Below are 23138 nucleotides of genomic sequence, written 5' to 3'. Positions count from 1 at the left end.
ATATGAACGCACTGAACATCCAGAAGGGCATGTCGAGCCATTCGGCCTATGACCTGCGCGACCCGCATGCCCAGACCGAGGAAAGCCACACCCTGGCCATCATGGTCGAGAACGAGCCCGGCGTGCTGGCGCGCGTGATCGGCCTGTTCTCGGGGCGCGGCTACAACATCGACAGCCTGACCGTGGCCGAGGTGGACCATGCGGGCCACCGTTCGCGGATCACGGTGGTGACGCGCGGAACTCCTTCGGTCATCGAACAGATCAAGGCGCAGCTGGGCCGTATCGTGGTCGTCCACGACGTTCACGACCTGACGGTCGAGGGGCCTTCGGTCGAACGAGAGCTGGGTCTGTTCAAGGTGCAGGGCCAGGGCGACAAGCGCGTCGAGGCGCTGCGCATCGCCGAGATCTTCCGGGCGAACGTGGTGGATTCGACGCTGGAAAGCTTCGTCTTCGAGCTGTCGGGCGCGCCCAGCAAGCTGGATGCATTCGCCGACCTGATGCGCCCCCTGGGTCTGATCGACATGGCCCGCACGGGCGTGGCCGCATTGGCCCGCGGCGCCTGAACGCCGTTCGGCGCTGCCTTCAGCAGGCGGCGCCGCTACGCGGCCATGCGAAGGCCGGTTTCTGTTTCTTGGCACGATTTTCCGGTGTTTCGCGCGATCCCGGCTGCGACGAGACCACGCGAAGGTGCTGGGGGCGTGACGGTGCTCCGTCGGCGGCGGCCAGCAGCTCGGGCAGTTCCGGGCAGCTTTTCTCGGACAGCATGCGCAGGTCGAAGGCGTGGCGCAGTTCACCCTTGGTGCGCGTCTCCAGCTCGACCAGGTCGCCGGCTTCGGGCCAGCGCATCGCCTGGGCAAGCCCCGCTGTGCCTTCCAGATAGGCGAGGTTGGCCTGATCCTCGCACCAGATGATCGCCTTTTCCCGAGAGGCGCAGCTCCATACGACAACCCCGATCATGGGCGCCCTTTCTTCTTATCGCCTGCCCCGATACCTGATTTCGACCAGCGGGCGGTGATTTTGTGCAAATCTTTGCCGACTAAAGCAGGTTTCCGCCGATTAGCTAGAGTTTTCTCAAATTATCGGGAGATTTTTTCACTCACTGGTTGCGCTGTCACCCTGTAACCACAACCAATTCCAAATCGTGCATCATTTGATCGCTCAGCTCCCTGATGCGGGCCTTTTCGCTGTCCAGCGCGACATGCGCATCGGCCAGAAGAAGCGATTCGGCGGCAAGATCGCGCACGGGACCCGCAAAGACCTCGGGGTTCTGCAGCAGCAGCAGGTGAAGCATCCGCTGGATCGCAAGATGGACCTGCGCCACCCCTGCCCCGTCGCGCATGATCGGGCGCAGGCTGTCGCCCAGCAGCGCTGCAGGGTCCAGACCGGGTGAATAGAGCCGCGGGAAACTGACATCGGGCCTGACCTGTCCGGTCCAGGGCGACAGGATGCGCAGCATCCGCGTCAGCACGACCTCGGCCGTGCCCGGATCGTTGACGGCGGGCGACAGGGCGCGCTGCGCGACCTCGGACAGGACGCGGAAGCCGAAGCCCGGATCCTGGTCGAAGCTGCGCTCGGCAGCCAGCGTGAAGCAGTCGCGCAGATCGCCCGCGACGGCATCGTCGATGCGCCCGACCACGTGGCAGACCGGCTGCGCGGGATGCGCCAGATCGCCCGGTATCGCGGCAAGATAGATGCGGAGATCATGCTCCTCCGCCAGGTCCGACAGCGCCTGCATGTCGCAGTTCTGGACATGCCCCACCCGGTCGGGATGCAGAGCCGCCGCCTCGGGCGGGGGGGCGCCGCGCAGGGGGTTCGCCCCCATCCAGGGCGATTTCAGACGCCGTTCCAGCGCGGTGGCCGTCGCCTCCTCGACCCGGGTGACGGTATCGCCTACCAGGCCCAGTGTCGCCAGGCGGTCGATCCAGCGCAGCAGCGACACGATGACGACCAGGATCACGAACAGCGTCACGAGGAACAGGATGACGCGCCCGCCTTCGCCATACAGCTCGGTCTGCAGCATGATCAGCCCGACAAGGCTAAAGACGAAGGCCCCGATGAAGGTCGCCAGCACCGTCTGGCTGACCCCGTCCTGCGCGATCAGGCGCACGGATCGCGGGGTGGTGCCGCTGCTGGCCGTGGCATAGGCCGCCGTCAGGATCGACAGCGAGAAGGTCGTGACCGTCAGCATGGACGAGGCGATGATCTGAAGGATCGTCCCGATGGCATCCGCGCCGATCCAGCCCGCAAGGTCGTCGGGAATGGCCCCGCGCAGCGCCCAGCCCGCGATCGCCGTCCCGAAGCCGAGTGCGGCAAAGCAGCTGACCCTGACCCACAGCTTGCGCAGCAGCTGCCGCAGCTGGAACCTTATCCTGCCGACGCTGCCATGTTCAGCCATCCGTCAGCGCGCGCGTCCGGCCTGCACGTCCGCGACCGCGCGCTGGACCTGCGTGATGCGCTGCGCCCGCGACGGGTGCGTGCCAAGGACGTGGTTGCCCGGATCGGGGATGCGCGTGAACAGCCCTGCCCCCGTCAGCGGGTTGTAGCCCGCGTTCATCGTGATGATCGCGCCCAGGTAATCGGCCTCCAGCTCCCACTCCTTGCTGTAGTAGCGCGCCCCGACCGAGGCGCCGATGGACTGCGCGCGCTCGATCGCGGCGGTGTCGCCGCCATAGGCCGAGGCGAGCGAGCCCAGAACCACCGCCGCTGCCGTCGCGGCCCCGCTCTTGCGGTCCAGGTGGTCGAGGATGTGGTGCGCGGCCTCGTGACCGACGACGAAGGCGATCTCGTCGGGGTTCTGCGTCTGCGCGATCAGCGACAGGGTAAAGCCCACGACCGGACGGCCCGTGCGGTCGACGGTCTGGTAGGCATTGGGCTCCAGCCCGGCGCGGTCGTCCACGACGAAGGCGAAATCGCAGTTGATCGCGCGGCTGCGACGCTCGACGCATTCGCGTTCGACCGCGGGCTCCATCCGCGACATGACCTGCACGAAGCTGCGGGCCGCGCCCTGCGGGGTGCCGTCATGGCGGCTGCTGGGCGCGGGCAGGACCACCGGCGCGGGCGGCGTCTGCGCGGCGGGCGCCTGGGTGATGGCGGGCGTCACCGGCCCCTGGGCGCAGCCCGCGACCGCCAGCGCGGCCAGCGCCATCGCGGCCCGCATCCATCCCCTTGCCCACGTCTTGCCCATCGCCGCCCTGTCCTTCGCTGTCCGAACGCGCCTGTTGCGCCCAACCTACCTTGCCGCGCCGCAGGTCAGCAAGACCGCGCGCTTGCCGCCGCCACCCCGACGCGCAATTGTCGCAGTCAGGCCAAAGGAGAATCGGATGTTCACCATCGAGCATGACTTCGACGCGACCGTCATCACCCTGATCGACGAGGCCGAGCCGAATACCCGCCCCCTGAACGAGGATGTCGTCATCCTGAATTTCGACGACCGCGTGGTGGTCGAACAGATGAGCCATGACGGCTCGGAGGTGGTGCGCGTCACCTTCACCATGCAGCAACTGTCCGAATTGCGGCTGGCGCTGAACCTGCCCGAGGGGAATTACCGGCTGGAGCGGGAATAGCGCCCTTGCGGCCCAAACCGCGATCGGCGACAGATCCCGCGAAGGAGAATGCCATGCCCGAACGCAACGAGGCCGCGCTGGAATTCCTGGCGACGCGCCGTTCCCACCCCCCCAAGCTGCTGACCGCCCCCGGCCCCGACCGCGCGGCCCTGCGGGACCTGCTGACCCTTGCCGCCCGCGTGCCCGATCACGGCAAGCTGGAACCCTGGCGCTTCGTCGTGATGGGGCGCGAGCGGCTGGACATGCTGGCGCCCCTGCTGCGCGACGCGGTGCTGGCGGATGGCCAGGATCAGGCGCAGGCCGACAAGGCGGCCTCGGCCTTGGCATCGCCCGTCGTGGTCGCGGTCGTCTTCAGCCCCAAGGACAGCCCCAAGGTGCCCGCCTGGGAACAGGAGCTGTCGGCGGGCGCGCTGTGCCTTGGGCTGGTCAACGCGGCGCTGGCCTCGGGTTGGGGGGCGTGCTGGCTGACGGGCTTCGCGGCGCTGAACCACGATTTCGGGCGCACGCATCTGGGCGTCAGGCCGCAGGAACGGATCGCGGGGCTGATCCATATCGGCACGCGCGGCAGCACGCCGCCCGAACGCCCCCGCCCCGAGATCGACGCGATCACCACATGGCTGTGACCCTGCCCGTCCGGGCCATGCTGAGGGGGTGGGCCGACCTGCTGCGCCCCTCGGTCCTGAAGCTCGTGATCCTAGGCATCGCGCTGACCCTGCTGCTGTTCGTCGCGCTGCAGGCCGCGATCTTCTGGGCGATCCGGATCTGGCTGCCGGGCGGGCTGACGCTGCCCTGGATCGGGACGCTGGACCTGGGGCAGGCGCTGTCCTGGACCTCGCTTGCGCTGCTGCCGGTCATGGGGATCTTTCTGATGGCGCCGGTCGCGGCGGGCTTCTCGGGGCTGTTCGCCGAGAACGTCGCCGCCGCGGTCGAGAGGATGCACTATCCCCGCAGGCAGGGCGCATCGCCCGATTTCCTGGACGGGCTGCTGGAATCGCTGGCCGTGATGGCGGCAGTGCTTGGCGTGGCGGTGCTGTCGCTGATCCTGACGCCGTTCCTGGGTCCACTGGCGCCGGTGCTGTTCTTCGGCGCGAATGGCTGGCTTCTGGGACGAGAGTTCTTCCAGATGGCCGCGCGCCGTCACCTGTCCGACCAGGACGCCCACGCGCTGCGCCGCAGCCGGGGGGTCGCGGTCACCGTGACGGGCGTGCTGACGGCGATCGCGCTGTCGATCCCGGTCGTGAACATCGCCGTCCCGCTGCTGGCGGCGGCGTCGTTCACGCATCTGTTCCACATGGTCAGCGGATCAGCGCGTCCAGGTTCGAGATATCCCCGCGGGTGACGAACCCGCCCAGGATCACCCCCGCGATGACGGCCCAGATCGCGCCCGCGATCAGGGTCGTCAGGATCAGCTTGCGCCGCCAGGGGGTGCCCGAGGGGGCGCCTGCATGGGTGCCGGGAACGATCTCTCCGTCATCGGCCTGGCTGCGCTGCCCGATGGGCATGACGACGAACAGGGTCAGGAACCACAGGACGGTGAACAGGACGATGCCGCCGGTCAGGTTCATCAGACCTGCTCCAGTTCGATCAGGCAGCCGTTGAAATCCTTGGGGTGCAGGAACAGCACCGGCTTGCCATGTGCGCCGATCTTCGGCTCTCCGGTGCCGAGGACGCGGGCGCCCTCGGATTTCAGGCGGTCGCGGGCCTCGATGATGTCCTCGACCTCGAAGCACATGTGATGGATCCCCCCCGAGGGGTTCTTGTCCAGAAAGCCCTGGATGGGGCTGTCCTGCCCAAGCGGATGCAGCAGCTCGACCTTGGTGTTGGGCAGTTCGATGAAGATCACGGTGACGCCGTGATCGGGTTCGTCCTGCGGTGCGCCGACCTTGGCACCAAGGGTGTTGCGGTATTGCGCGGCGGCAGCGTCGAGGTCCGGCACCGCGATGGCGACATGGTTCAGGCGACCGATCATCTCATCCTCCGTTTGCACCGATTACTAGGGCGAACGGCGGATGGGTGAAAGGAAAAGCTGCGCGATTAACCGATCCTTAGCGATTCCCTTGCTAGTCCGGACGAAGAAGCCCAAGGGGGATTGCGACATGCTGACGGAACAGAAGGCCGACACCGCCCAGCCCTTGCCGAAATGGCGGCTGATGCAGCCCGACCGCCCGCTGACGGGCCTGACCGTGCTGGTGATCGAGGATTCGAGGTTCGCGAGCGAGGCCGTGCGCCTTCTGTGCCTGCGATCCGGCGCACGGATCAGGCGCGCGGATTGCCTGCGATCGGCCGCGCGCCATCTGCGCAGCTACAGCCCGATGGTCGCCATCGTCGATCTGGGGCTGCCCGACGGGAACGGCGCCGACCTGATCGCCACTCTGACCGCGGCCGAGCCGCGCATTCCGGTCATCCTCGGCATGTCGGGCGATCCCGACGGGCGCGATACCGCCATCGGCGCGGGCGCCGACGGGTTCCTTGCCAAGCCGGTCGAAAGCCTTGCGGTCTTCCAGCAGACGATCCTTCGGGCAATGCCGCCGGAAATGTCGCGCATGGCCCCCCGCGCCCTGCCGACCGAGGTGGTGCAGCCCGATGAATCGGGCCTGCGCGACGACCTGAATCACGTGGCCGAGGTGCTGTCTTCGGCGCGGGACACCGGCTCGATCGACTATATCGCGCGCTTCCTTGCCAGCGTCGCGCGTTCGGCGCGCGACGGCGCGCTGGAACAGGCCGCGTCCGAGCTTGCGCGTGACCACATGGCGGGGAACGCGGTGGCAAGCGACCTCGTGCGGATCAGCGGCATGGTGCAGGACCGGCTGGACCGCGTGGCGGGCTTCTAGGCCAGCAGGCGCGGGTCGCCGCCCATGTCCAGCCCGGGGAAGATCGCGCCCTCCAGCGTGGATCTCGCGATGCCGAACTTCTGGTGCATGGCCCAGGCGGCATAGGCGCGGATGTCGCGGACGGGCATCAGGTCCCGCCCGGCATAGAGATCCCCCTCGGCCAGGCCCGGCCATTCGCCAAGCACGCGACCGCCCCGGACGGCGCCGCCCGCCACCAGCATCGCCCCGCCCGTGCCGTGATCGGTTCCGGCGGACCCGTTCTCGCGCGCCGTGCGACCGAACTCGGTCATCGCCATGACGGTCGTCGTGTCCCAGTTGCGGCCCAGCTCATCTCGCAGGGTCAGGATCGCCTCGGACAGCTGGGTCAGCGCCCGTTTCAGCGTGTTGGCCTGCGCCGCATGCGTGTCCCACCCCGAGATCGAGAAGGTCGCGATCCGCGTCTCGCGGTTCAGGCGGTCGGCGGTGAACCGGGCCAGTTCCAGGTGTTCGGACATGCGCCCCTCGGACAGGATGTCGGGCGACAGCCCTTCGGCGATGGCGATGGCCTGTTCGCTGGAATGTCGCAGCAGCGGATCGTCGTGATAGACATGGGCCAGCAGCCGCTCGGCCTGCGGCGACAGGTTCAGCGTCGAACGCGGCGACCAGCTCATGCTGTCGGCGGCCCCGTCGAGGATACGCATCCGCTCTCCTCCGACGGCATAGGCGGTCTGCGACGACTGGTCGGGCATCTGCTGCAGCAGGCGGTTCAGCCAGCCGTCGGTCTGGTTGCGGATCGGGGCATCGGTGCCCGTCCCCGCCTCGAGCATGTCCTGCCCGTCGAAATGGCTGCGCTTGTCGCGATAGGGCGTCGAGACGGCGGGCGCGAAGGCCAGCTGCCCCGCCTGCCACAGCGGCATCAGCCCCGACAGCGCCGGGTGCAGCGCGAAGAACCCGTCCAGATCGAGGGCACCGTGATCCGGGCCCAAGGAAATCGTCCTGCGCAGCCCCGCAAGGTCGGGATCGCCATAGGGCTGGAACGCATCCAGCCCGTCCATCGCACCGCGAAGCACGATGACGACCAGCCGGTTGTCGCCGGGGGCCGAGGCGAAGGCCATCGGCGTGATCAACGGGCTGGCGGCGGCGGAACAGCCGATCAGCGCGGCATGCCTGAGGAAAAGGCGACGATCCATCGGTCTCATCTCCGGTTGAAATCGGCCGAGGCGAGCACGATGCCCACGCCCTCGACCCGGCTTTCGGCCTTGGGGACCGCCCATGCCAGCGGCTCGGACGCGGTGTCGCCAAGCGCGGTCGCCGCGAAGTCGCGGGGGTCCGGCAGGCGGTCCAGCAGGCGGCGGGGCGTGGCCATCGACCAGTTGATGCGCGCGGCCAATCCCTGAGGCGTGGCCCAGGCGGCAGCGTCCTCGGGCCAGCCGTCCGGCCCGCCCGGCACGCCCCAGGGCTGGCCCATCAGCTTCAGCGGCTCGATCAGGTTCACCCGGGTCTGGCGGTCGTCCAGCGCGCGGATATCGTCGCCCGTCAGCCCCAGTGCCCGCAGACCCGCCACGATATAATCGAAGGGCTGGCGCATCTTCGCGCGGAAGCCGTCCCGCAGTTCCGGCGCACGCACCAGCACGCGGTTCATGGCCGCAAGCGCACCATCGCTTTCCAGATAGGCTGCGGTCAGCCTGTCAGTCAGCCCCGCGGGCGGATCGTCGGATACGAAATGCACCGCCATCTTGCGCGCAAGATGCGCAGCCGTCGCGGGATGAACCGCCAGATCGTCGATCACCGCGCGGATGTCCTGCAGGCGACCGCGACCCTCGGTGCCGTACTCGACGCCCAGGACCGTCTCGGGGCCGGGTTCCGAACGGGCGGGCAGGAACAGCTTTTCCTGCTTCGGGCCATAGAACAGGCCCGCCAGCAACTCGGCCAGCTGCTCGATGTCGCGCTGGCTGTAATCGGCGCCGACGCCCAGGCTGTGCAGCTCCAGCATCTCGCGGGCAAGGTTCTCGTTCAGGCCGAAGCCCTTGGCCGGACGCCTCTGGGCCAGCGCGCTGCCCGGCCCGACCGAGCGCACCTGGTCCAGGTATCGCAGCATCGCGGGATGGGTCTCGGCCTTGAACATCATCTGCGCGAAGCGACCGTTCACATGCGGGCGGATCGCCTCGTCCACGAAGGTCTCGCACAGAAGATCCTGATAGATGTCGGCCCCTTCGACGGTGAAATGGTCGGCCCAGAACCAGACCAGCCGCTCTCCCAGCCCCGAGGGCGCATCGACGGCGCGCGCGACGCGTTCGCGGAATGCGGCATGGAAACGCTGCCGCGCCTGCCTGCGATGGACGCGAAGGGGCTCCTTGGCCGCCGCATCGCCATTGCGGAACGCGCGGCGCAGATCGCGGCCCTCGGCGATGATCGTGCTGACATGGTCGGTGGTCAGTTCGCCCGCGCGGGTCGAGGCCGCAAGCTCGGCCATGAGGGCCTGAGGCGTGTCGGGCAGGGCCTGCCGCGGCGACAGGCCGAAGCCCAGCCGGATCGCGGCAAGCTGATCGAAAGGTATCATGCGGCGGGCCCCGTCGTGAATGCTGCCTTGCGGCAACATCGCACGAAGGGGGCCCGCCTGTCAGATCACTCTTTCGGCAGGGCGCGCAGGCGAAGCTCGCGCATCTGCTCGTTGGTGGGTTCGGACGGGGCACCCATCATCAGGTCCTCGGCGCGCTGGTTCATCGGGAACATGATGACCTCGCGGATGTTCTGTTCATCCGCCAACAGCATCACGATCCGGTCGATGCCGGCCGCGCAGCCACCATGCGGGGGCGCGCCATAGCGGAACGCCTTGACCATGCCGCCAAAGCGCTTCTCGACCTCGTCTGCGCCGTAACCGGCCAGTTCGAACGCCTTGAACATGATTTCCGGCTTGTGGTTCCGGATCGCACCCGAGATCAGCTCGTAGCCGTTGCAGGCCAGGTCGTACTGGAAGCCCTTGACCGCCAGCGGATCGCCGTTCAGCGCGTCCAGACCGCCCTGCGGCATGCTGAACGGGTTGTGGCTGAAGTCGATCTTGCCCTCGTCGTCCTTCTCGTACATCGGGAAATCGACGATCCAGGCGAACTTGAACTGGTTCTCGTCGGTCAGGCCCAGCTCGCGGCCGATCTCGTTGCGGGCGCGGCCCGCGACACCCTCGAACGCCTCGGGCTTGCCGCCAAGGAAGAACGCGGCATCGCCGATGCCCAGACCCAGCTGCTGGCGGATCGCCTCGGTCCGCTCGGGGCCGATATTCTTGGCGACGGGGCCTGCGGCCTCGATCTGGCCGTTATCGTCCTTGCGCCACAGGATATAGCCCATGCCGGGCAGGCCCTGCGATTGCGCGAAGGCGTTCATGCGGTCGGCGAACTTGCGGCTGCCGCCGGTCGGCGCGGGAATGGCGCGGACCTCGGTGCCGTCCTGTTCCAGCAGCTTGGCGAAGATCGCAAAGCCCGAACCGCGGAAATGCTCGCTGACGATCTGCATCTCGATCGGGTTGCGCAGGTCGGGCTTGTCGCTGCCGTATTTCAGCATGGCCTCGGCATAGGGGATGCGCGGCCATTCGGTATCGACCTTGCGGCCCTTGCCGAATTCCTCGAACAGGCCCTGCACGACCGGCTGGATCGAGGCGAAGACGTCCTCCTGGTCCACGAAGGACATTTCCAGGTCCAGCTGGTAGAAATCGGTCGGGCTGCGGTCGGCGCGCGGATCCTCGTCGCGGAAGCAGGGCGCGATCTGGAAATACTTGTCGAAGCCCGCGACCATGATCAGCTGCTTGAACTGCTGGGGGGCCTGCGGCAGGGCATAGAACTTGCCCGGATGCAGACGCGAGGGCACCAGGAAGTCGCGTGCGCCTTCGGGGCTGCTGGCCGTGATGATCGGCGTCTGGAATTCGGTGAAGCCCTGGTCCCACATGCGGTTGCGGATCGACCGGATCACCTGCGAACGCAGCATGATGTTGTTGTGCAGGCTCTCGCGGCGCAGGTCGAGGAAGCGGTACGCGAGGCGCGTTTCTTCCGGGTAATCCTGATCGCCGAAGACCGGCAGCGGAAGCTCGTCCGCGGCGCCCAGCACCTCCAGGTCGGTCGCATAGACCTCGATCTCGCCGGTGGGCAGCTTGGGGTTCACGAGGCTGGCGTCGCGCAGCTTCACGCGGCCGTCGATGCGGATGACGGTTTCGGCGCGCAGCTTCTCCATCGCGGCGAAGGCGGGGCTGTCGCTGTCGGCCAGGACCTGCGTCATGCCGTAATGGTCGCGAAGATCGACGAACAGGACGCCGCCATGGTCCCGCACACGATGCACCCAGCCCGAAAGGCGGATGGTTTCACCGGCGTTGGCGGCAGTCAGATCGCCGCAGGTATGGCTGCGATAGGCGTGCATGGTCGGTCCTTCGGGTTTGTTCAGCCCCCGCATGAACAGCGCCAAAGGCTGGAAGTCAACCGCTCAGAAGGGCCGCACCACGTTGCCGGTATAGAAATAGGCCCCCATCCCAACCGCGAACAGCACGTTCCCCGCCACAGCATGCAGCACCCAGGCCGAGGGGAAGCCGTGGCGCAGATATGCGCGCCCGAAGATCCAGCCCCCGACGAAGGTCATCACGGCCACGATCAGCGACCAGTACATCAGGTGGGCAAAGGCAAAGACGGCCGCGTTCAGCGCGATCGCGGCCTGCCCCTCGGGCAGGATCGCGCCATAGCGATGGAAGAACAGCGGGCGGAAGATCAGCTCCTGCGGCAGGGCCGACAGCAGCGGATAGAAGACCCAGATGAAGGGCAGGAATTCGGGGCGCTGGCGGATCAGCGAAAACAGCGCGTCGGGCTGCAGCGTCGCAAGGATCGCCCAGCCCGCCAGCAGGGTCGCCAGCGATATGCCCCCGATCTCCAGCCAGGGAAGGCGGCGCCAGCCGCGGATCAGGGTCCGCCACTGGAAGCCGCCGGTCACGTACAGAAGGGCGATGCCCGCAAGGCTGAACAGCGCGAGCGCCTGGAACAGGCGCCCGGGCGGCAGGAACACCGCCATGGCCAGCGGCGCCCCGAAATAGAGCGCCGTGAACTCGATCCTCAGCCAGCGATGCGTGACTACCGCACCATTCGTGTCTGCAACCATCTTGCCCAATCCGTTGCGGAACCGGCAAAGGCGTTCAGATCGACATCGCCCTTGATGCCCGGGACGATCCCGGTGCCGGTATATTGCCAGAAGCCCCAACGCTGACCCGGATAGATCCGGCTGGGGTGATTGGCGACAGAGCGCAGCCAGAACTCGGCACGCATGTCGCCCATCCGGTTGTCACGGTAGAAATCCACCGTGGTATAGATGATGGGCCGCTGCCCGTAGTGACGCCCCACGATCTGCAGGAACACCTCGGCCTCGCGCTTGATCTCGGATGCCGAGGGACGGCGCGGGCAGGTCCGCGAATGCGACCATTCCATGTCCAGCACGGGCGGAAGCGAACCGGCCTCGCGCGGGACGTTGCGGATGAACCATGCCGCGTTTTCCGCCCCCGAGCGGCAGAAATAGTAGAAGTGATAGGCCCCGCGCGGGATGCGCGCCTGCCCCGCCTCGCGCCAGTAGCGGTGGAAGTTCGGGTCCAGATGGTCCCCGCCCTCGGTCGCCTTGATGAAGGCGAAGCTGATCCCCGCCCCGCGCACGCGGTTCCAGTCGATATCGCCCTGCCAGCGGGAAATGTCGATCCCGTGGACCTGGTGCCCATAGGGCGCGGCATAGTCCCAATCGTGCGGCGCGCGGTCGCCCAGCTGCGAATTCGCGCCCGGCCCCGGTGCGTTGCGATATCCGCCGCCGCTTGGCGGCGTTCGCGCGCATGACACCGCCAGCGACAGCGCCAGGCATGCGATCAACAGTTTTCCGAAGGTTTTCATCCCTGCCCCGACCTCTTTCCCGATCCAGAGTTTGTCCGGCGCATGACGCACCGGTTCGGTCGGTTATCTCAAATGCGTGAGAACTTGTCATGGCAGGGCGGGGATCACGAACTCGTCAGTTGAGGCAGGCCCGCGGGGGCCCGCCGATGGTCAGTTCGAAGGCTCGGGCGCGGCATCGCCCGCATCGGGATCGCCGTCCTCGGGGACGGCCGTGGGCGTCGGCGCATCGCCGTTCCCCTCGGCATCCTCGACCGGGGTTTCGGCGGGGGGCGCGGTGGTCGCAATGCCGGTATCCTCGGAATCCTCGGTGCCGGGACGCATGACCAGCGTCAGGATCAGGACGACCGCCAGCATCGCCACGATGGCGATGACAGCGGGCTTGTGACGCCGCGCGGCCTGCGGCGGTTCTTCGTTGTTGTAGGACATCGGGAATTCCCTTCGATTACTTGGCAAGCCAACGCCGCCTGAACCGCGCGGTTCCCGCGCCCCGCCTGCGACGGAACGTATCGGGGCTTGGCCGCGGGCGCGCATGCTGTCACATCTTGGCGCGACCCGAACGATGCCCGCAGCGATGCAAGGACAACGGATGACCCCAACGCCCCTGCCCGATGGACTGATCCCCGACGGCCCCGCCCGCAGCGATCGCGCCTATGTCACGCTGGTCAGCAACGAGGCCTATCTGCCGGGGGCGCTGGCGCTGCTGCGGTCCCTGCGGCTGGTCGGATCGCAGGCCGACATGGTGGTGCTGCACCGCGACCTGCCCGAGGACGCGCTGACATCGCTGCGCGCGCTTGGCGCAAGGACGGTCCGGGCGCAGCTGCTGCCCACCTCGCAGGAATTCGACCGGACGCATGCCCGCGACGCGCTGCATGCCCGCGCGGCCTTCACCAAGGGCGGCAAGCCCGATTTCCATACGCCGCTGGACAATTTCATCAAGCTGCGGCTGTGGCAGCTGGACTATCGCCGCGTCGTCTTCGTCGATGCGGACGCGATCGTGCTGCGCAATATCGACAAGCTGTTCGGGATGCCCGAGTTCTGCGCCGCGCCCAATGTCTATGACGGGCTGGACGGGTTCCACCGCATGAACTCGGGCATCTTCACGGCGCGACCCGATCCCGCGACATTCGCCGCGATGATGGCGCATCTGGACCGGCCCGGCATCTTCTGGCGGCGCACGGACCAGACCTTCCTGCAGGACTTCTTTCCCGACTGGCACGGGCTGTCGGTGCATCACAACATGCTGCAATACGCCTGGTTCTCCATGCCCGAGCTGTGGAGCTGGGACCACATCCGCGTCCTGCATTTCCAGTACGAGAAACCGTGGCAGGATCACGACAAGGCCGACCGGCTGCGCCCACTGATCGACCTGTGGCGCCAGATCGCGGATGGCGGCCCGATGCCCGACCTGTCGGGGATGCCCGCGCCGGGGGCCCGATGCGGGTCGCGCTGACGGGGGCCGGCGGCATCGTCGGCAGCTTTGCCCGAAGGGCGCTGCTGGCGGCGGGTCACGCGGTAACGGTTCTGGACCGCGACAGCGGCTGGCGGCTGGGCCTGCCCGCGCCGCTGAGGGGGCAGGACGCGCTGGTCCATTGCGCCTTCGCCCATGCGCCCGGCCGGTATCGCGGCGGCGAGGGCGACGATCCGCAGGGCTTCGTCACGGCCAATCTGGACGGCAGCAGGCGGCTGTTCGACGATGCCGCACGGGCGGGCGTCGGGCGCGTGCTGTTCCTGTCGTCGCGGGCGGTCCATGACGGCCATCCGGCGGGGCTGCTGCCCGACGACCTGCCCGCCCGCCCGACCAGCCTATATGGCGAGGTGAAGGCCCGCGCCGAGGAGCACCTGTCCAACCTTCCGCTGACGGGCTGCGCGATCCGCGCGACGGGCGTCTACGGGCCGGGTCCGGCGATGAAATGGACCGCGCTGTTTCGCGACCATCTTGCGCAGCGCCCCGTCGCGCCCCGCATCGGGACCGAGCTTCACGCCGAGGATCTTGCCGCCGCCCTGATCCTGCTGCTGGATCATCCCCGCCCGCCCGCCACCGTCAATGCCAGCGACATCGCGCTGGACCGCCGCGTCCTGCTGGGCATGGTGAACGACGTGCTGGGCCGCGACCTGCCGCTGCCCGATGCCGCCGATGCGGACACGCTGAGGGTCCTCGACTGCGCATTCCTGCGTCATGCGGGCTGGCGGCCACGCGGACTGGACGGGTTGCGCCGTGAAATCCCGCGCCTTCTGGACGCTGCCACGAATCTGTGATCGGCTTGGGCGACGGAAGGCCCCACCATGCCAGACAGGACACGACCGACCATGCCCGCCCGCCTGCTTCGCCCGCTGCGCCGCAGGATGCGACGCGCCATGCACATCATGCGCGATCGCGGCCCCAGCCAGCTGCAGTTCTGGGTGCTGGCCCTGCTGATCGGGATCGGCGCGGGCGTCGCGGCACTGGGCTTCCGGCTGGGCATCTCGGCGCTGCAACGCGCGATCTATGGGGCGGACGACCTGACGCTGGCCAGCACGGCGGGCAGCCTGCCCTGGTACTGGGTGCTGGTCGTGCCCTGCCTCGGCGGCCTTGCCGTCGGGCTGATCCTCGACCGGTTCACGCCGGACGGGCGCGTCAGGTCGGTCTCGGACGTGATCGAGGGGGCGGCGCTCGATGGCGGCCGCGTCGAGAAGCGCGAGGGGCTGGCCTCGGCGCTGGCATCGCTGATCACGCTTGGCACCGGGGGCAGTTCGGGCCGCGAGGGGCCGGTCGTCCACCTGGCGGGCGTCATCTCGACCAGCGTGGCGGACCGCATCAAGGCCAGCCCGATCACGGGGCGCGAGCTGCTGGGCTGCGCCGTCGCGGGCGCGGTCGCCGCCAGCTTCAACGCGCCCATCGCGGGGGCGCTGTTCGCCCACGAGATCGTGCTGCGCCATTTCGCCGTCCACGCATTCGCGCCCATCGCGATTTCCGCCGTGGCGGGCACCGTCATCAACCGCCTGCAATTCGGCGGCCTGACCGAGTTTCGCCTGAACGAGGCCGTGGACCTCGCCTTCTATGTCGAGCTGCCCGCCTTCATGGCGCTTGGCCTGATCGCGGGGCTGGTGGCGGCGGCGATGATGCGCGGGATCTTCGGGGCGGACCGGCTGGCCGCGCGGGCGATGGCGCGGCTGGGCTGGCCGCGTTGGGCACGCCCGGCCTTGGCGGGGCTGGCGCTCGGGCTGATCGCAATCCCCTTTCCGCATATCATCGGCGTCGGATACGAGACCACCGCCGCCGCCCTGTCGGGCCGCATCGGCCTGACCGAGGCGCTGGTCTTCGCGGTCGTCAAGGCCGTCGCCGTCGCGATCACGCTTGGCGGGCGCATGGGCGGGGGCGTCTTCTCGCCCGCGCTGGTGATGGGGTCGCTGACGGGGCTGGCCTTCGGGATCATCGCCACCTCGATCGCGCCCGAGTATTCGGGCGAGGTGAACATCTATGCCTTCGCGGGCATGGGTGCTGTGGGCGCCGCCGTGCTGGGCGCCCCCATATCGACCGCGCTGATCGTGTTCGAACTGACGGGCGACTGGCAGACGGGGCTGGCGGTGATGACCTCGGTCTCGCTCAGCTCGGCGCTGGCATCGCGGCTGGTCAAGCGGTCGTTCTTCCTGACGCAACTGGAACGACGCGGCATCCGCCTGGCCGAGGGGCCGCAGGACTGGCTGCCGCGTCAGTTGCGGATCACCCCCGTGATGCGGACCCCGGACGGCGCGGGCGCACCTTCGCCCGACCTGCTGCGCAACCTGGCCGAACAGGGCCTGTCACTGCCCGAAGGCAGCCGCCTCGACGTGGCGCTGGCCCGGTTCGAGCGCGAGGGTTCGGCCTTCCTGCCCGTCGTCGCGGACCCCGCGCCGGGTGAGGAAGACGGCCCGCTGCGGATCGTGGGCATCGTCCATCACGTCGATGCGCTGCGGGCCTTCAACCAGGCCCTGTGCGACACCGCCGCCGAGGAACACGGCTGACCCCTCAGCGCCGCTGCGAGGCCATGCCCATCACCCGCGCCCGCTTGCGCGGATCGGCGTCGAACAGCGAGGCCAGCTGTTCCGTGATCGCGCCTGCCAGCTGCTCGGCATCGGTGATCGTGACCGCGCGTTCATAGTACCGCGTCACGTCGTGCCCGATGCCGATGGCCAGCAGCTCGACCGCGCGGCGACGTTCGATCATGGCGATCACGTCGCGCAGGTGGCGTTCGAGGTAATTGGCCGCGTTCACCGACAGCGTGCTGTCATCGACCGGCGCCCCGTCGGAAATGACCATCAGGATCTTGCGCGCCTCGGACCGCTTGGCCATGCGGCGATGCGCCCATTCCAGCGCCTCGCCGTCGATATTCTCCTTCAGCAGACCTTCCTTCATCATCAGGCCCAGATTGGGGCGCACGCGACGCCAGGGGGCGTCGGCGGACTTGTAGATGATGTGGCGCAGGTCGTTCAGGCGACCCGGCGTGGCAGGCCGCCCCGAGGCCAGCCACGCCTCGCGCGATTGGCCGCCCTTCCAGGCGCGGGTGGTGAAGCCCAGGATCTCGACCTTGACGTTGCAGCGTTCCAGCGTCCGCGCCAGCACGTCGGCGCAGATGGCCGCGATGCTGATGGGGCGTCCCCGCATCGACCCCGAATTGTCGATCAGCAGCGTGACGACCGTGTCGCGGAACTCGGTATCCTTCTCGATCTTGAAGGACAGCGGCATGGTCGGGTTCGCGACGACGCGCGCAAGGCGGCCCGCATCCAGCACGCCCTCCTCGCGGTCGAATTCCCAGCTGCGGTTCTGCTGGGCCTGAAGCCTGCGCTGCAGCTTGTTGGCAAGGCGGCTGACGGCACCGCGCAGCGGGTCCAGCTGCTTGTCCAGATAGGCGCGCAGCCGCTCCAACTCGGCGGGATCGGCCAGATCCTCGGCGCGGATCTCCTCGTCCCAGGTCTGGGCAAAGACCTTGTAGCCGGGATCGGCGTCGCTGACGGGGGGCGGCTGGTCGGGCGGGGTGTCGGCATCGGGCATCTCGGCCTCGTCGGACATCTCGTCCTCCGAGGATTCGTCCATGCTGACCTGCGCCTGCCGTTCGTCCTGCTGCTGTTCCTGGCTGCGCTCGGGGCTGGCATCGGCCTCGTCGCTCTCGTCCTCGTCGCGGGACTGGTTGTCGCCGGCCTCCTCGTCCTGCTCGGCGTTCTCCTCGGATTCGTCGTCCTCGGGCTGGTCGGGGTCTTCGCCCAGCTGGTCGCCATAACCCAGATCGTGGATGATCCGGCGCGCCAGCCGCGCGAACTCGGCCTGGTCCGACAGGGCCTCGTCGACATCGGCAAGGGCCGCGCCCGCCTGGCTCTCGATGAAGGGGCGCCACAGGTCGGCCACGTTCTGCGCACCGGGCGGCAGGGGGCGGCGCGTGGCGGCCTGACGCAGCAGGTACCCGGCCGCGACCGACAGCGGCGCATCGGCAGGCTGCGAGATCTGGGAATAGCCCTTCTTGTCGGCCTCGGCACCGATCTTGACGTCGATATTCGACAGCGCGCCCGGCATGTCGCGCGCGCCCAACGCCTCGCATCGGGCGGTTTCCAGCGCCTCGTACAATTCGCGGGCCATGGGGCCGTCGGGGGCGAACCTGGCATGGGTCGCCGCATCGTGATGGCGCATCCGCATGGCCAGCGCGTCGGCCGTGCCGCGGGCGATCAGGATCTCCTCTCGGCTGAGGCGGCGGCTGATCTGCGGCAGGCGCATCGTGTCGCCCGCCACCCCCGAGGGATCGGCGCTGAAGGTGATGTTCAGCTCTCGGTCGTCGGCCAGCGTCCGGGTCGCCTCGGACAGGGCCTTCTTGAACGGATCGGCGGGGTTGTCGGACTTTTTCATGGCTGGGAATAGACCACCGCCGCGCGCGGGTCGCAAGAGGTCTGCGCAAGGATGCGACCCCCTGCCCTGCAACCCCCGACATTCCCCGCGCATTGGTCCCCGAATGGACAGCACCCAAGGAGGAGACCATGCAGAAACCACGCATCGCCGTCATCATCAGCTCGACCCGCGACACCCGCTTTGCCGACAAGCCCGCCGCATGGCTGATGGACAAGGTGAAGGGCCATGCCGATCTGGACTTCGAGCTGCTGGACCTGCGCGATCAGGACCTGCCCTTCTTCAACGAGAAGGCATCGAACCGCTTCGCCCCGTCCGAGGATCCGAGGGTCGTCGCATGGCAGCAGAAGCTGGAAGGCTTCGACGGGTTCGTGTTCCTGGTCGCGGAATACAACCACTCGATCACCGGGGCGCTAAAGAACGCGCTGGACCAGGCCTATGTCGAATGGAACCGCAAGCCGATGGCCGCCGTCGGATATGGCGGCGTGGGCGCCGCGCGCGCGGTCGAGCATCTGCGCCAGATCGCGGTCGAACTGCAGTTGGTGCCGCTGAACAGCGCCGTCCATATCGGCGGCGGCGACTTCATGAAGGTGTCGCCCATGGGCGAAGACGCCCCGATGGGCGCGATCGAGGATCACCTGCAGGGGTCACTGGATGCGCTGCTGGAGGATCTGACCTGGTGGGCGAAGGCCACCAAGACGGCACGGGAGGCCTGATCAGCCCTCGTTCAGCGGCCTGCCGTTCCTTGCATGCCGCCTAACCAGCCCGCGCTGCCTGCCCCCCGGAGGGATCGGGCGCGCGGGACGCATGCCGCCGAAATCGGGAAAGACGGCCTCGAACTCGGCCAGGGCTTCGGGCGACAGAGCCGCAAGGCCCATCGAGCCGGGGTAGAAACTCTCGGTCGGGGCGCCGTTCGCGAAGACCACCTGGTGATCGTCGAAGACGAGGTGGAAATACTCGACCTCGGTCGCGCGCTCGTCGCTGTCGATGCCCGGCAGTTCGGTCAGCTTGCGCGCGGCGACCAGAACCTCGGGCCCGCCGAACATCCGCTCGGCCACGCGCGACCGCACCAGCATCCGGTGCTGGGGCGAGACGTGCAGATCGGCGGCGGGCTGCCCCGGCGCCATCGCATCGGCGGCGATGCGCACGGGCCGCAGATCGTCGTGGCGCGCAAGCTCGACCGGGCTGATCCGGCGCGACAGCATCAGGCGCAGGGGCTGCGGGCCGTCGTCCAGCGTCTCGACCAGATCGCCGGGGCGCAGCGTCTCGACGGCAACCTCGCCCGCAGGGGTGCGCAGCAAGGTGCCGCGCGTCAGGCACGAGACATAGTTGAAATACGTGTTCGTCGGCTGAAGGTACGACGTCCGTTCCACGTCGAAGGTATAGCTTACGCCCGGCTCCAGCGGGACGGTCGAAACCAGACCCTGAACCGGCCCCTGCTGGTAGCCATCGCCCCCGAAATGAACCGACGTGACCTGATGCCCGGTCGTCGTGTTGATCAGATCATAGGCCGAATGGATCGACGTGCCCTGCGCATAGGTGGTTCCGCCAAGGATCAGTTCGCTGTCGATCTGCTGGGTCGTATCGATCTCGTCCAGAAGGCCGTCTTCGTCGTCGATGTTGATGGTGACGCCCTCGGCGCCCGGACGCAGCGTCAACGCGAAGGGAGCGGTGCCCGCAGCAGCCGCGCTGCTTTCATCCGGAAGACCCTCGATGAAATCGGAGGGCGCATAGATCGTGATGAAAGGCATGACATATACTCCCTACCAAAGCGACAACCATCCTGACGCTTCCGGGTGCACAGAAACAGAATAACAGTGGCGCAGCAATCGCTGCCGCGCCATCGATGTTGAAGACGCGACGAAAAATCGCGTTCCGGGGGCTGATTCTTGCTCAGACCGCCTTCGAGGCGACGCTTTCGGGCAGCTCCTCGTCGAACAGGCGCTGGTAGAACTCGGCCACGGTCTGGCGCTCCAGTTCGTCGCATTTGTTCAGGAAGGTCAGCCGGAAGGCATAGCCGATATTGTCGAAGATCCGCGCGTTCTGCGCCCAGGCGATCACGGTGCGCGGCGACATGACGGTCGACAGGTCGCCCTGCATGAAGGCCGTGCGCGTCAGGTCGGCCAGGCTGACCATCTGGCCGATGGTCTTGCGGCCCTTCTCGGTGTTCCAGGTCGGGTTCTTGGACAGCACGATGGCCGTTTCCGCGTCGTGGGACAGGTAGTTCAGCGTCGAGACCAGCGACCAGCGGTCCATCTGGCCCTGGTTGATCTGCTGCGTGCCGTGATAGAGGCCGGTCGTGTCGCCCAGACCCACCGTGTTCGACGTTGCGAACAGGCGGAAATACGGGTTGGGCGAGATGACCTCGTTCTGGTCCAGCAGCGTCAGCTTGCCCTCGGCTTCCAGCACGCGCTGGATGACGAACATCACGTCTGCGCGGCCCGCGTCGTATTCGTCGAAGACGATGGCGGTCGGGTTGCGCAGCGCCCAGGGCAGGATGCCTTCGTGGAACACGGTCACCTGCTTGCCGTCCACCAGCTTGATCGCGTCCTTGCCGATCAGGTCGATCCGGCTGACATGGCTGTCGAGGTTCACGCGCACGCAGGGCCAGTTCAGGCGCGCGGCGACCTGTTCGATATGGGTCGACTTGCCCGTCCCGTGATACCCCTGGATCATCACGCGGCGGTTATAGGCGAAACCCGCAAGGATCGCCATCGTGGTGTCGGGATCGAACTTGTAGGTGCTGTCGATCTCGGGGACGCGGTCGCTGCGCTCGGCAAAGCCCTTGACCTTCATGTCGCTGTCCAGACCGAACGTCTCGCGCAGGTCGATCTCTTCGGTGGGTTTCGCGTTCATGTCCAGCATCGTCAGCCCTTTCCATCGGTCCGCGCATTGATCGCGCAAAGTTCCGCCATGCGCAAGCGGGGCCTCGTTGACGCGGGTTTGCGCCATCCATAAGGTCGCCCCAACGTGCAGGCACGGGAATTCGACGCATTGACTGACACACGCCGGACCGAACTGGAACAGCTGATTTCCCGCACCGCGCTTGGGGATCGCGAGGCTTTCGATGCGCTCTATGCGGCGACATCGGCCAAGCTGCACGCGGTCGTCCTGTCGATCCTGAAGGACCGCCCCGAGGCCGAGGAGGCGCTGCAGGACGTCTATGTCCGCATCTGGAAGGGCGCGTCGCGCTATGCCTCGAACGGGCTGTCGCCGATGACCTGGCTGATCACGATCGCGCGCAACCGCGCCATCGACCGGCTGCGCGCGCGGGCATCGCGCCCCGCCACCGCCCCGGCCGAGGCCGCGTCGACCATCGCCGCGACCGCCCCCACCCCCGAGGCCGCGACCATCCATGCGCAGGAACGCCGCCTGCTGGACGAATGCCTGGCGCAGCTGGCCGACACGCAGGCCGGTGCGGTGCGGGCCGTCTACCTGGAGGGGGCCAGCTATGCCGATCTTGCCCAGCAGGAGGGCAAGCCGATCAATACCGTCCGCAGCTGGCTGCGCCGCAGTCTTCTGCGGCTGAAGGATTGCGTCAGCCAATGACCGACGACACCCCCCTGACCGCCCAGCAGGAAGACGAGGCTCTGGCGGCCGAGCTTGCGCTCGGGCTGCTGGACGGCCCCGAGGCCGAGGCCGCCGTCGCGCGCCTGTCCACCGATCCCGAATTCGCCGCCGCGGTCCGCGAATGGCAGGAACGCCTGGCCGGCCTGGCCGAGGGGCTGACCCCGGTCATGGCCCCCGCCCGTGCGCGGCAATACATCCGCGAACGCCTGGGCCATGCCGACGCGCCCCTGGCGACGGACCCGACCGAAGGCGCGTCCTGGTGGCGCGGCCCGATTGGCGTCATCGCGGGCTTCTTCGCCGCCGCGGCCATCGCCTTCGTGCTGTTCAGCCCGGACGCCCCGCCCCCGCAGCAGGGCTATCGCGCGGAGCTTGCGTCGGATGCGGGCGACATGGCGGTCGAGGCCATCCTGCGCGGCCGCGAGATGCGCATCGCCATGCAGTCCGGCAGCCCCGCCGAGGGTCGCGACTGGGAGGTCTGGTGGCTGGCCGAGGGCAGCGAGCCCGTGTCGCTTGGTGTGCTGCCGCGCGAGGGGGACATGACGATGATGCTGCCCGAGGGGCTGGAGCCTTCGCAAAGCGCGCGCATCGCGCTGTCGGACGAACCCGAAGGCGGGTCCCCGACCGGGCAGGCGACGGGTCCGGTCATCGCGGTCGCAAACCTCACGGATATGTGATCGACCAATCTTCCGGGTCGGGCGCAACTTTTCCGCGCCCCTTCCGTGTTTGGTGGTGATGGCGCGGGGCACCGCGCCGCAACCAACCCGGAGGAACCATCATGAACGGCATCACCAAGTTCGGCGCACCTGTCCTGGCAGCCACCATCGCGATGGGCGCACCCGCGCTTGCGCAGAACACCATGGTCGGCGGCGCCGAGATGCTGCCCAGCAAGACCATCGTCGAGAACGCGTCGGCCTCGGCCGACCACACCACGCTGGTCGCGGCCGTGCAGGCGGCGGGCCTGGTCGAGACGCTGTCCGGCCCCGGCCCCTTCACCGTCTTCGCCCCGACCGACGCGGCCTTCGAGAAGCTGCCCGCCGGCACCGTCGAGGACCTGCTGAAGCCCGAGAACAAGGACAAGCTGGTCCAGATCCTCAGCTGCCATGTCGTGTCCGCCGACGCGATGTCGCCCGCGATCGGCAAGATGATCGCCGATGACGGTGGCGCGCACCCCGTCGAGACGCTTGGCGGCTGCATGCTGACCGCAACGATCCGCGACAGCGACAACGCGCTGCAGCTGACCGACGAGAACGGCTCGGTCGCGACGGTGAACATTCCCGACGTGGACCAGTCGAACGGCGTCGTGCACGTGATCGACACCGTGATGCTGCCCGCGATGTGATCCCCCATTCACGTCGCAAGGCGGACGCCCGCGCAGGATCTGCGCGGGCGTTTTTTCATGCGCGGATGGCTGTTTGTCGCGAACCCGCCTTGCCTTGCGCGCGTTGCCACG

Annotated in this window: 26 protein-coding genes; 12 read left to right on the top strand and 14 right to left on the bottom strand. The window is 68.0% G+C overall.

Annotation, left to right across the window (positions count from 1 at the left end):
• Nucleotides 1-2: 2 nt before the first annotated feature.
• Complete coding sequence (gene ilvN / locus QMZ16_RS06175; protein WP_022706525.1) at nucleotides 3-563, top strand: acetolactate synthase small subunit; 561 nt, start codon at nucleotides 3-5, stop codon at nucleotides 561-563.
• A gap of 19 nt (nucleotides 564-582) precedes the next feature.
• Here the strand turns inward: ilvN and QMZ16_RS06170 are convergent, their stop codons facing one another.
• The 3 genes from QMZ16_RS06170 to QMZ16_RS06160 all read right to left on the bottom strand — a co-directional run bounded on the left by QMZ16_RS06170 (nucleotide 583) and on the right by QMZ16_RS06160 (nucleotide 3184).
• Entirely contained in the window at nucleotides 583-957 is a 375-nt protein-coding gene (locus QMZ16_RS06170) for a hypothetical protein (protein WP_282602537.1), read from the bottom strand.
• Between the two features lie 154 nt (nucleotides 958-1111).
• Nucleotides 1112-2395, bottom strand: coding sequence for a DUF2254 domain-containing protein (locus tag QMZ16_RS06165; protein ID WP_282602536.1), 1284 nt, complete (start codon nucleotides 2393-2395; stop codon nucleotides 1112-1114).
• Nucleotides 2396-2398: 3 nt separating this feature from the next.
• Entirely contained in the window at nucleotides 2399-3184 is a 786-nt protein-coding gene (locus QMZ16_RS06160) for a M48 family metalloprotease (RefSeq protein ID WP_282602535.1), read from the bottom strand.
• 136 nt (nucleotides 3185-3320) lie between these two features.
• Between QMZ16_RS06160 and QMZ16_RS06155 the strand changes: the two genes are divergently transcribed.
• From QMZ16_RS06155 to QMZ16_RS06145, 3 genes are read left to right on the top strand one after another with little or no spacing between them, the layout of a single operon-like run.
• Complete coding sequence (locus QMZ16_RS06155; protein ID WP_022706529.1) at nucleotides 3321-3563, top strand: hypothetical protein; 243 nt, start codon at nucleotides 3321-3323, stop codon at nucleotides 3561-3563.
• A gap of 53 nt (nucleotides 3564-3616) precedes the next feature.
• Nucleotides 3617-4186 (top strand): nitroreductase, encoded by a 570-nt coding sequence (locus tag QMZ16_RS06150; protein ID WP_282602534.1) that lies wholly within the window; start codon nucleotides 3617-3619, stop codon nucleotides 4184-4186.
• Entirely contained in the window at nucleotides 4177-4902 is a 726-nt protein-coding gene (locus QMZ16_RS06145) for an EI24 domain-containing protein (protein ID WP_022706531.1), read from the top strand. The genes QMZ16_RS06150 and QMZ16_RS06145 overlap by 10 nt, the downstream gene beginning before the upstream one ends.
• On the opposite strand, the gene QMZ16_RS06140 is transcribed toward QMZ16_RS06145, so the two are convergent.
• The gene (locus tag QMZ16_RS06140; protein ID WP_282602533.1) at nucleotides 4859-5128 is read right to left on the bottom strand and encodes a DUF1467 family protein; all 270 of its coding nucleotides are present in this window, start codon (nucleotides 5126-5128) and stop codon (nucleotides 4859-4861) included. The two genes, QMZ16_RS06145 and QMZ16_RS06140, sit on opposite strands and share 44 nt — an antisense overlap.
• The gene (gene mce, locus QMZ16_RS06135; protein WP_022706533.1) at nucleotides 5128-5532 is read right to left on the bottom strand and encodes a methylmalonyl-CoA epimerase; all 405 of its coding nucleotides are present in this window, start codon (nucleotides 5530-5532) and stop codon (nucleotides 5128-5130) included. Before mce ends, QMZ16_RS06140 begins: the two co-directional genes overlap by 1 nt.
• 181 nt (nucleotides 5533-5713) lie before the next feature.
• Between mce and QMZ16_RS06130 the strand changes: the two genes are divergently transcribed.
• Nucleotides 5714-6394 (top strand): response regulator, encoded by a 681-nt coding sequence (locus QMZ16_RS06130; RefSeq protein ID WP_051142290.1) that lies wholly within the window; start codon nucleotides 5714-5716, stop codon nucleotides 6392-6394.
• On the opposite strand, the gene QMZ16_RS06125 is transcribed toward QMZ16_RS06130, so the two are convergent.
• The 6 genes from QMZ16_RS06125 to QMZ16_RS06100 form a co-directional block, all read right to left on the bottom strand.
• Nucleotides 6391-7572: a DUF1501 domain-containing protein gene (locus QMZ16_RS06125; RefSeq protein WP_282602532.1), complete on the bottom strand. Its 1182-nt coding sequence runs from the start codon at nucleotides 7570-7572 to the stop codon at nucleotides 6391-6393. The two genes, QMZ16_RS06130 and QMZ16_RS06125, sit on opposite strands and share 4 nt — an antisense overlap.
• Nucleotides 7569-8933 carry a DUF1800 domain-containing protein gene (locus QMZ16_RS06120; protein WP_282602531.1) on the bottom strand — a complete coding sequence of 455 codons (1365 nt, stop codon included), beginning with the start codon at nucleotides 8931-8933 and terminating at the stop codon, nucleotides 7569-7571. The genes QMZ16_RS06125 and QMZ16_RS06120 overlap by 4 nt, the downstream gene beginning before the upstream one ends.
• A gap of 65 nt (nucleotides 8934-8998) precedes the next feature.
• Nucleotides 8999-10774: an aspartate--tRNA ligase gene (gene aspS, locus QMZ16_RS06115; RefSeq protein ID WP_282602530.1), complete on the bottom strand. Its 1776-nt coding sequence runs from the start codon at nucleotides 10772-10774 to the stop codon at nucleotides 8999-9001.
• A gap of 63 nt (nucleotides 10775-10837) precedes the next feature.
• Nucleotides 10838-11500, bottom strand: a complete 663-nt coding sequence (locus tag QMZ16_RS06110; RefSeq protein WP_282602529.1) for a CPBP family intramembrane glutamic endopeptidase — start codon at nucleotides 11498-11500, stop codon at nucleotides 10838-10840.
• Nucleotides 11473-12270 carry a GH25 family lysozyme gene (locus QMZ16_RS06105; protein ID WP_282602528.1) on the bottom strand — a complete coding sequence of 266 codons (798 nt, stop codon included), beginning with the start codon at nucleotides 12268-12270 and terminating at the stop codon, nucleotides 11473-11475. The genes QMZ16_RS06110 and QMZ16_RS06105 overlap by 28 nt, the downstream gene beginning before the upstream one ends.
• Nucleotides 12271-12420: 150 nt before the next feature.
• Nucleotides 12421-12696 (bottom strand): hypothetical protein, encoded by a 276-nt coding sequence (locus tag QMZ16_RS06100; RefSeq protein ID WP_282602527.1) that lies wholly within the window; start codon nucleotides 12694-12696, stop codon nucleotides 12421-12423.
• A gap of 160 nt (nucleotides 12697-12856) precedes the next feature.
• Between QMZ16_RS06100 and QMZ16_RS06095 the strand changes: the two genes are divergently transcribed.
• From QMZ16_RS06095 to QMZ16_RS06085, 3 genes are read left to right on the top strand one after another with little or no spacing between them, the layout of a single operon-like run.
• Entirely contained in the window at nucleotides 12857-13720 is an 864-nt protein-coding gene (locus tag QMZ16_RS06095) for a glycosyltransferase (protein ID WP_282602526.1), read from the top strand.
• Nucleotides 13705-14526: an NAD(P)-dependent oxidoreductase gene (locus QMZ16_RS06090; protein WP_282602525.1), complete on the top strand. Its 822-nt coding sequence runs from the start codon at nucleotides 13705-13707 to the stop codon at nucleotides 14524-14526. The genes QMZ16_RS06095 and QMZ16_RS06090 overlap by 16 nt, the downstream gene beginning before the upstream one ends.
• Before the next feature lie 51 nt (nucleotides 14527-14577).
• On the top strand, nucleotides 14578-16251 hold the full coding sequence (locus QMZ16_RS06085) for a chloride channel protein (RefSeq protein WP_282602561.1): 1674 nt from the start codon (nucleotides 14578-14580) through the stop codon (nucleotides 16249-16251).
• A 4-nt stretch (nucleotides 16252-16255) separates the two neighbouring features.
• Here the strand turns inward: QMZ16_RS06085 and cobT are convergent, their stop codons facing one another.
• A complete protein-coding gene (gene cobT / locus QMZ16_RS06080) occupies nucleotides 16256-18121 on the bottom strand; it encodes a cobaltochelatase subunit CobT (RefSeq protein ID WP_282602524.1) in 1866 nt (621 codons plus the stop codon).
• A 128-nt stretch (nucleotides 18122-18249) separates the two neighbouring features.
• Here cobT and QMZ16_RS06075 point away from each other — a divergent pair, with 128 nt between their 5' ends.
• Nucleotides 18250-18834 (top strand): NAD(P)H-dependent oxidoreductase, encoded by a 585-nt coding sequence (locus tag QMZ16_RS06075; RefSeq protein WP_282602523.1) that lies wholly within the window; start codon nucleotides 18250-18252, stop codon nucleotides 18832-18834.
• Here the strand turns inward: QMZ16_RS06075 and QMZ16_RS06070 are convergent, their stop codons facing one another.
• Nucleotides 18835-19869, bottom strand: coding sequence for a Hint domain-containing protein (locus QMZ16_RS06070; RefSeq protein ID WP_282602522.1), 1035 nt, complete (start codon nucleotides 19867-19869; stop codon nucleotides 18835-18837).
• Between the two features lie 142 nt (nucleotides 19870-20011).
• The gene (gene cobS, locus QMZ16_RS06065; protein WP_022706547.1) at nucleotides 20012-20983 is read right to left on the bottom strand and encodes a cobaltochelatase subunit CobS; all 972 of its coding nucleotides are present in this window, start codon (nucleotides 20981-20983) and stop codon (nucleotides 20012-20014) included.
• A gap of 129 nt (nucleotides 20984-21112) precedes the next feature.
• On the opposite strand from cobS, the gene QMZ16_RS06060 reads away from it, so the two are divergent.
• The 3 genes from QMZ16_RS06060 (at nucleotide 21113) to QMZ16_RS06050 (ending at nucleotide 23027) form a co-directional block, all read left to right on the top strand.
• Nucleotides 21113-21667 (top strand): sigma-70 family RNA polymerase sigma factor, encoded by a 555-nt coding sequence (locus QMZ16_RS06060; RefSeq protein WP_022706548.1) that lies wholly within the window; start codon nucleotides 21113-21115, stop codon nucleotides 21665-21667.
• The gene (locus QMZ16_RS06055) at nucleotides 21664-22362 is read left to right on the top strand and encodes an anti-sigma factor (protein ID WP_282602521.1); all 699 of its coding nucleotides are present in this window, start codon (nucleotides 21664-21666) and stop codon (nucleotides 22360-22362) included. The genes QMZ16_RS06060 and QMZ16_RS06055 overlap by 4 nt, the downstream gene beginning before the upstream one ends.
• Before the next feature lie 152 nt (nucleotides 22363-22514).
• Nucleotides 22515-23027, top strand: a complete 513-nt coding sequence (locus tag QMZ16_RS06050) for a fasciclin domain-containing protein (RefSeq protein WP_245540315.1) — start codon at nucleotides 22515-22517, stop codon at nucleotides 23025-23027.
• The last annotated feature ends 111 nt before the right edge of the window (nucleotides 23028-23138 follow it).

The sequence above is a fragment of the Paracoccus sp. PARArs4 genome (genome assembly GCF_947311865.1).
Taxonomy (GTDB): domain Bacteria; phylum Pseudomonadota; class Alphaproteobacteria; order Rhodobacterales; family Rhodobacteraceae; genus Paracoccus; species Paracoccus zeaxanthinifaciens.
Note: the sequence above shows the minus strand (reverse complement) of the source record. Positions and strands in the feature narration are given on the sequence as shown.

Excerpts from the sequence above, each read along its gene's own strand:
- ilvN (WP_022706525.1), top strand. The coding sequence starts at position 3 with ATGAACGCACTGAACATCCAGAAGGGCATGTCGAGCCATTCGGCCTAT.
- QMZ16_RS06170 (WP_282602537.1), bottom strand. The coding sequence starts at position 957 with ATGATCGGGGTTGTCGTATGGAGCTGCGCCTCTCGGGAAAAGGCGATC.
- QMZ16_RS06165 (WP_282602536.1), bottom strand. The coding sequence starts at position 2,395 with ATGGCTGAACATGGCAGCGTCGGCAGGATAAGGTTCCAGCTGCGGCAG.
- QMZ16_RS06160 (WP_282602535.1), bottom strand. The coding sequence starts at position 3,184 with ATGGGCAAGACGTGGGCAAGGGGATGGATGCGGGCCGCGATGGCGCTG.
- QMZ16_RS06155 (WP_022706529.1), top strand. The coding sequence starts at position 3,321 with ATGTTCACCATCGAGCATGACTTCGACGCGACCGTCATCACCCTGATC.
- QMZ16_RS06150 (WP_282602534.1), top strand. The coding sequence starts at position 3,617 with ATGCCCGAACGCAACGAGGCCGCGCTGGAATTCCTGGCGACGCGCCGT.
- QMZ16_RS06145 (WP_022706531.1), top strand. The coding sequence starts at position 4,177 with ATGGCTGTGACCCTGCCCGTCCGGGCCATGCTGAGGGGGTGGGCCGAC.
- QMZ16_RS06140 (WP_282602533.1), bottom strand. The coding sequence starts at position 5,128 with ATGAACCTGACCGGCGGCATCGTCCTGTTCACCGTCCTGTGGTTCCTG.
- mce (WP_022706533.1), bottom strand. The coding sequence starts at position 5,532 with ATGATCGGTCGCCTGAACCATGTCGCCATCGCGGTGCCGGACCTCGAC.
- QMZ16_RS06130 (WP_051142290.1), top strand. The coding sequence starts at position 5,714 with ATGCAGCCCGACCGCCCGCTGACGGGCCTGACCGTGCTGGTGATCGAG.
- QMZ16_RS06125 (WP_282602532.1), bottom strand. The coding sequence starts at position 7,572 with ATGAGACCGATGGATCGTCGCCTTTTCCTCAGGCATGCCGCGCTGATC.
- QMZ16_RS06120 (WP_282602531.1), bottom strand. The coding sequence starts at position 8,933 with ATGATACCTTTCGATCAGCTTGCCGCGATCCGGCTGGGCTTCGGCCTG.
- aspS (WP_282602530.1), bottom strand. The coding sequence starts at position 10,774 with ATGCACGCCTATCGCAGCCATACCTGCGGCGATCTGACTGCCGCCAAC.
- QMZ16_RS06110 (WP_282602529.1), bottom strand. The coding sequence starts at position 11,500 with ATGGTTGCAGACACGAATGGTGCGGTAGTCACGCATCGCTGGCTGAGG.
- QMZ16_RS06105 (WP_282602528.1), bottom strand. The coding sequence starts at position 12,270 with ATGAAAACCTTCGGAAAACTGTTGATCGCATGCCTGGCGCTGTCGCTG.
- QMZ16_RS06100 (WP_282602527.1), bottom strand. The coding sequence starts at position 12,696 with ATGTCCTACAACAACGAAGAACCGCCGCAGGCCGCGCGGCGTCACAAG.
- QMZ16_RS06095 (WP_282602526.1), top strand. The coding sequence starts at position 12,857 with ATGACCCCAACGCCCCTGCCCGATGGACTGATCCCCGACGGCCCCGCC.
- QMZ16_RS06090 (WP_282602525.1), top strand. The coding sequence starts at position 13,705 with ATGCGGGTCGCGCTGACGGGGGCCGGCGGCATCGTCGGCAGCTTTGCC.
- QMZ16_RS06085 (WP_282602561.1), top strand. The coding sequence starts at position 14,578 with ATGCCCGCCCGCCTGCTTCGCCCGCTGCGCCGCAGGATGCGACGCGCC.
- cobT (WP_282602524.1), bottom strand. The coding sequence starts at position 18,121 with ATGAAAAAGTCCGACAACCCCGCCGATCCGTTCAAGAAGGCCCTGTCC.
- QMZ16_RS06075 (WP_282602523.1), top strand. The coding sequence starts at position 18,250 with ATGCAGAAACCACGCATCGCCGTCATCATCAGCTCGACCCGCGACACC.
- QMZ16_RS06070 (WP_282602522.1), bottom strand. The coding sequence starts at position 19,869 with ATGCCTTTCATCACGATCTATGCGCCCTCCGATTTCATCGAGGGTCTT.
- cobS (WP_022706547.1), bottom strand. The coding sequence starts at position 20,983 with ATGCTGGACATGAACGCGAAACCCACCGAAGAGATCGACCTGCGCGAG.
- QMZ16_RS06055 (WP_282602521.1), top strand. The coding sequence starts at position 21,664 with ATGACCGACGACACCCCCCTGACCGCCCAGCAGGAAGACGAGGCTCTG.
- QMZ16_RS06050 (WP_245540315.1), top strand. The coding sequence starts at position 22,515 with ATGGGCGCACCCGCGCTTGCGCAGAACACCATGGTCGGCGGCGCCGAG.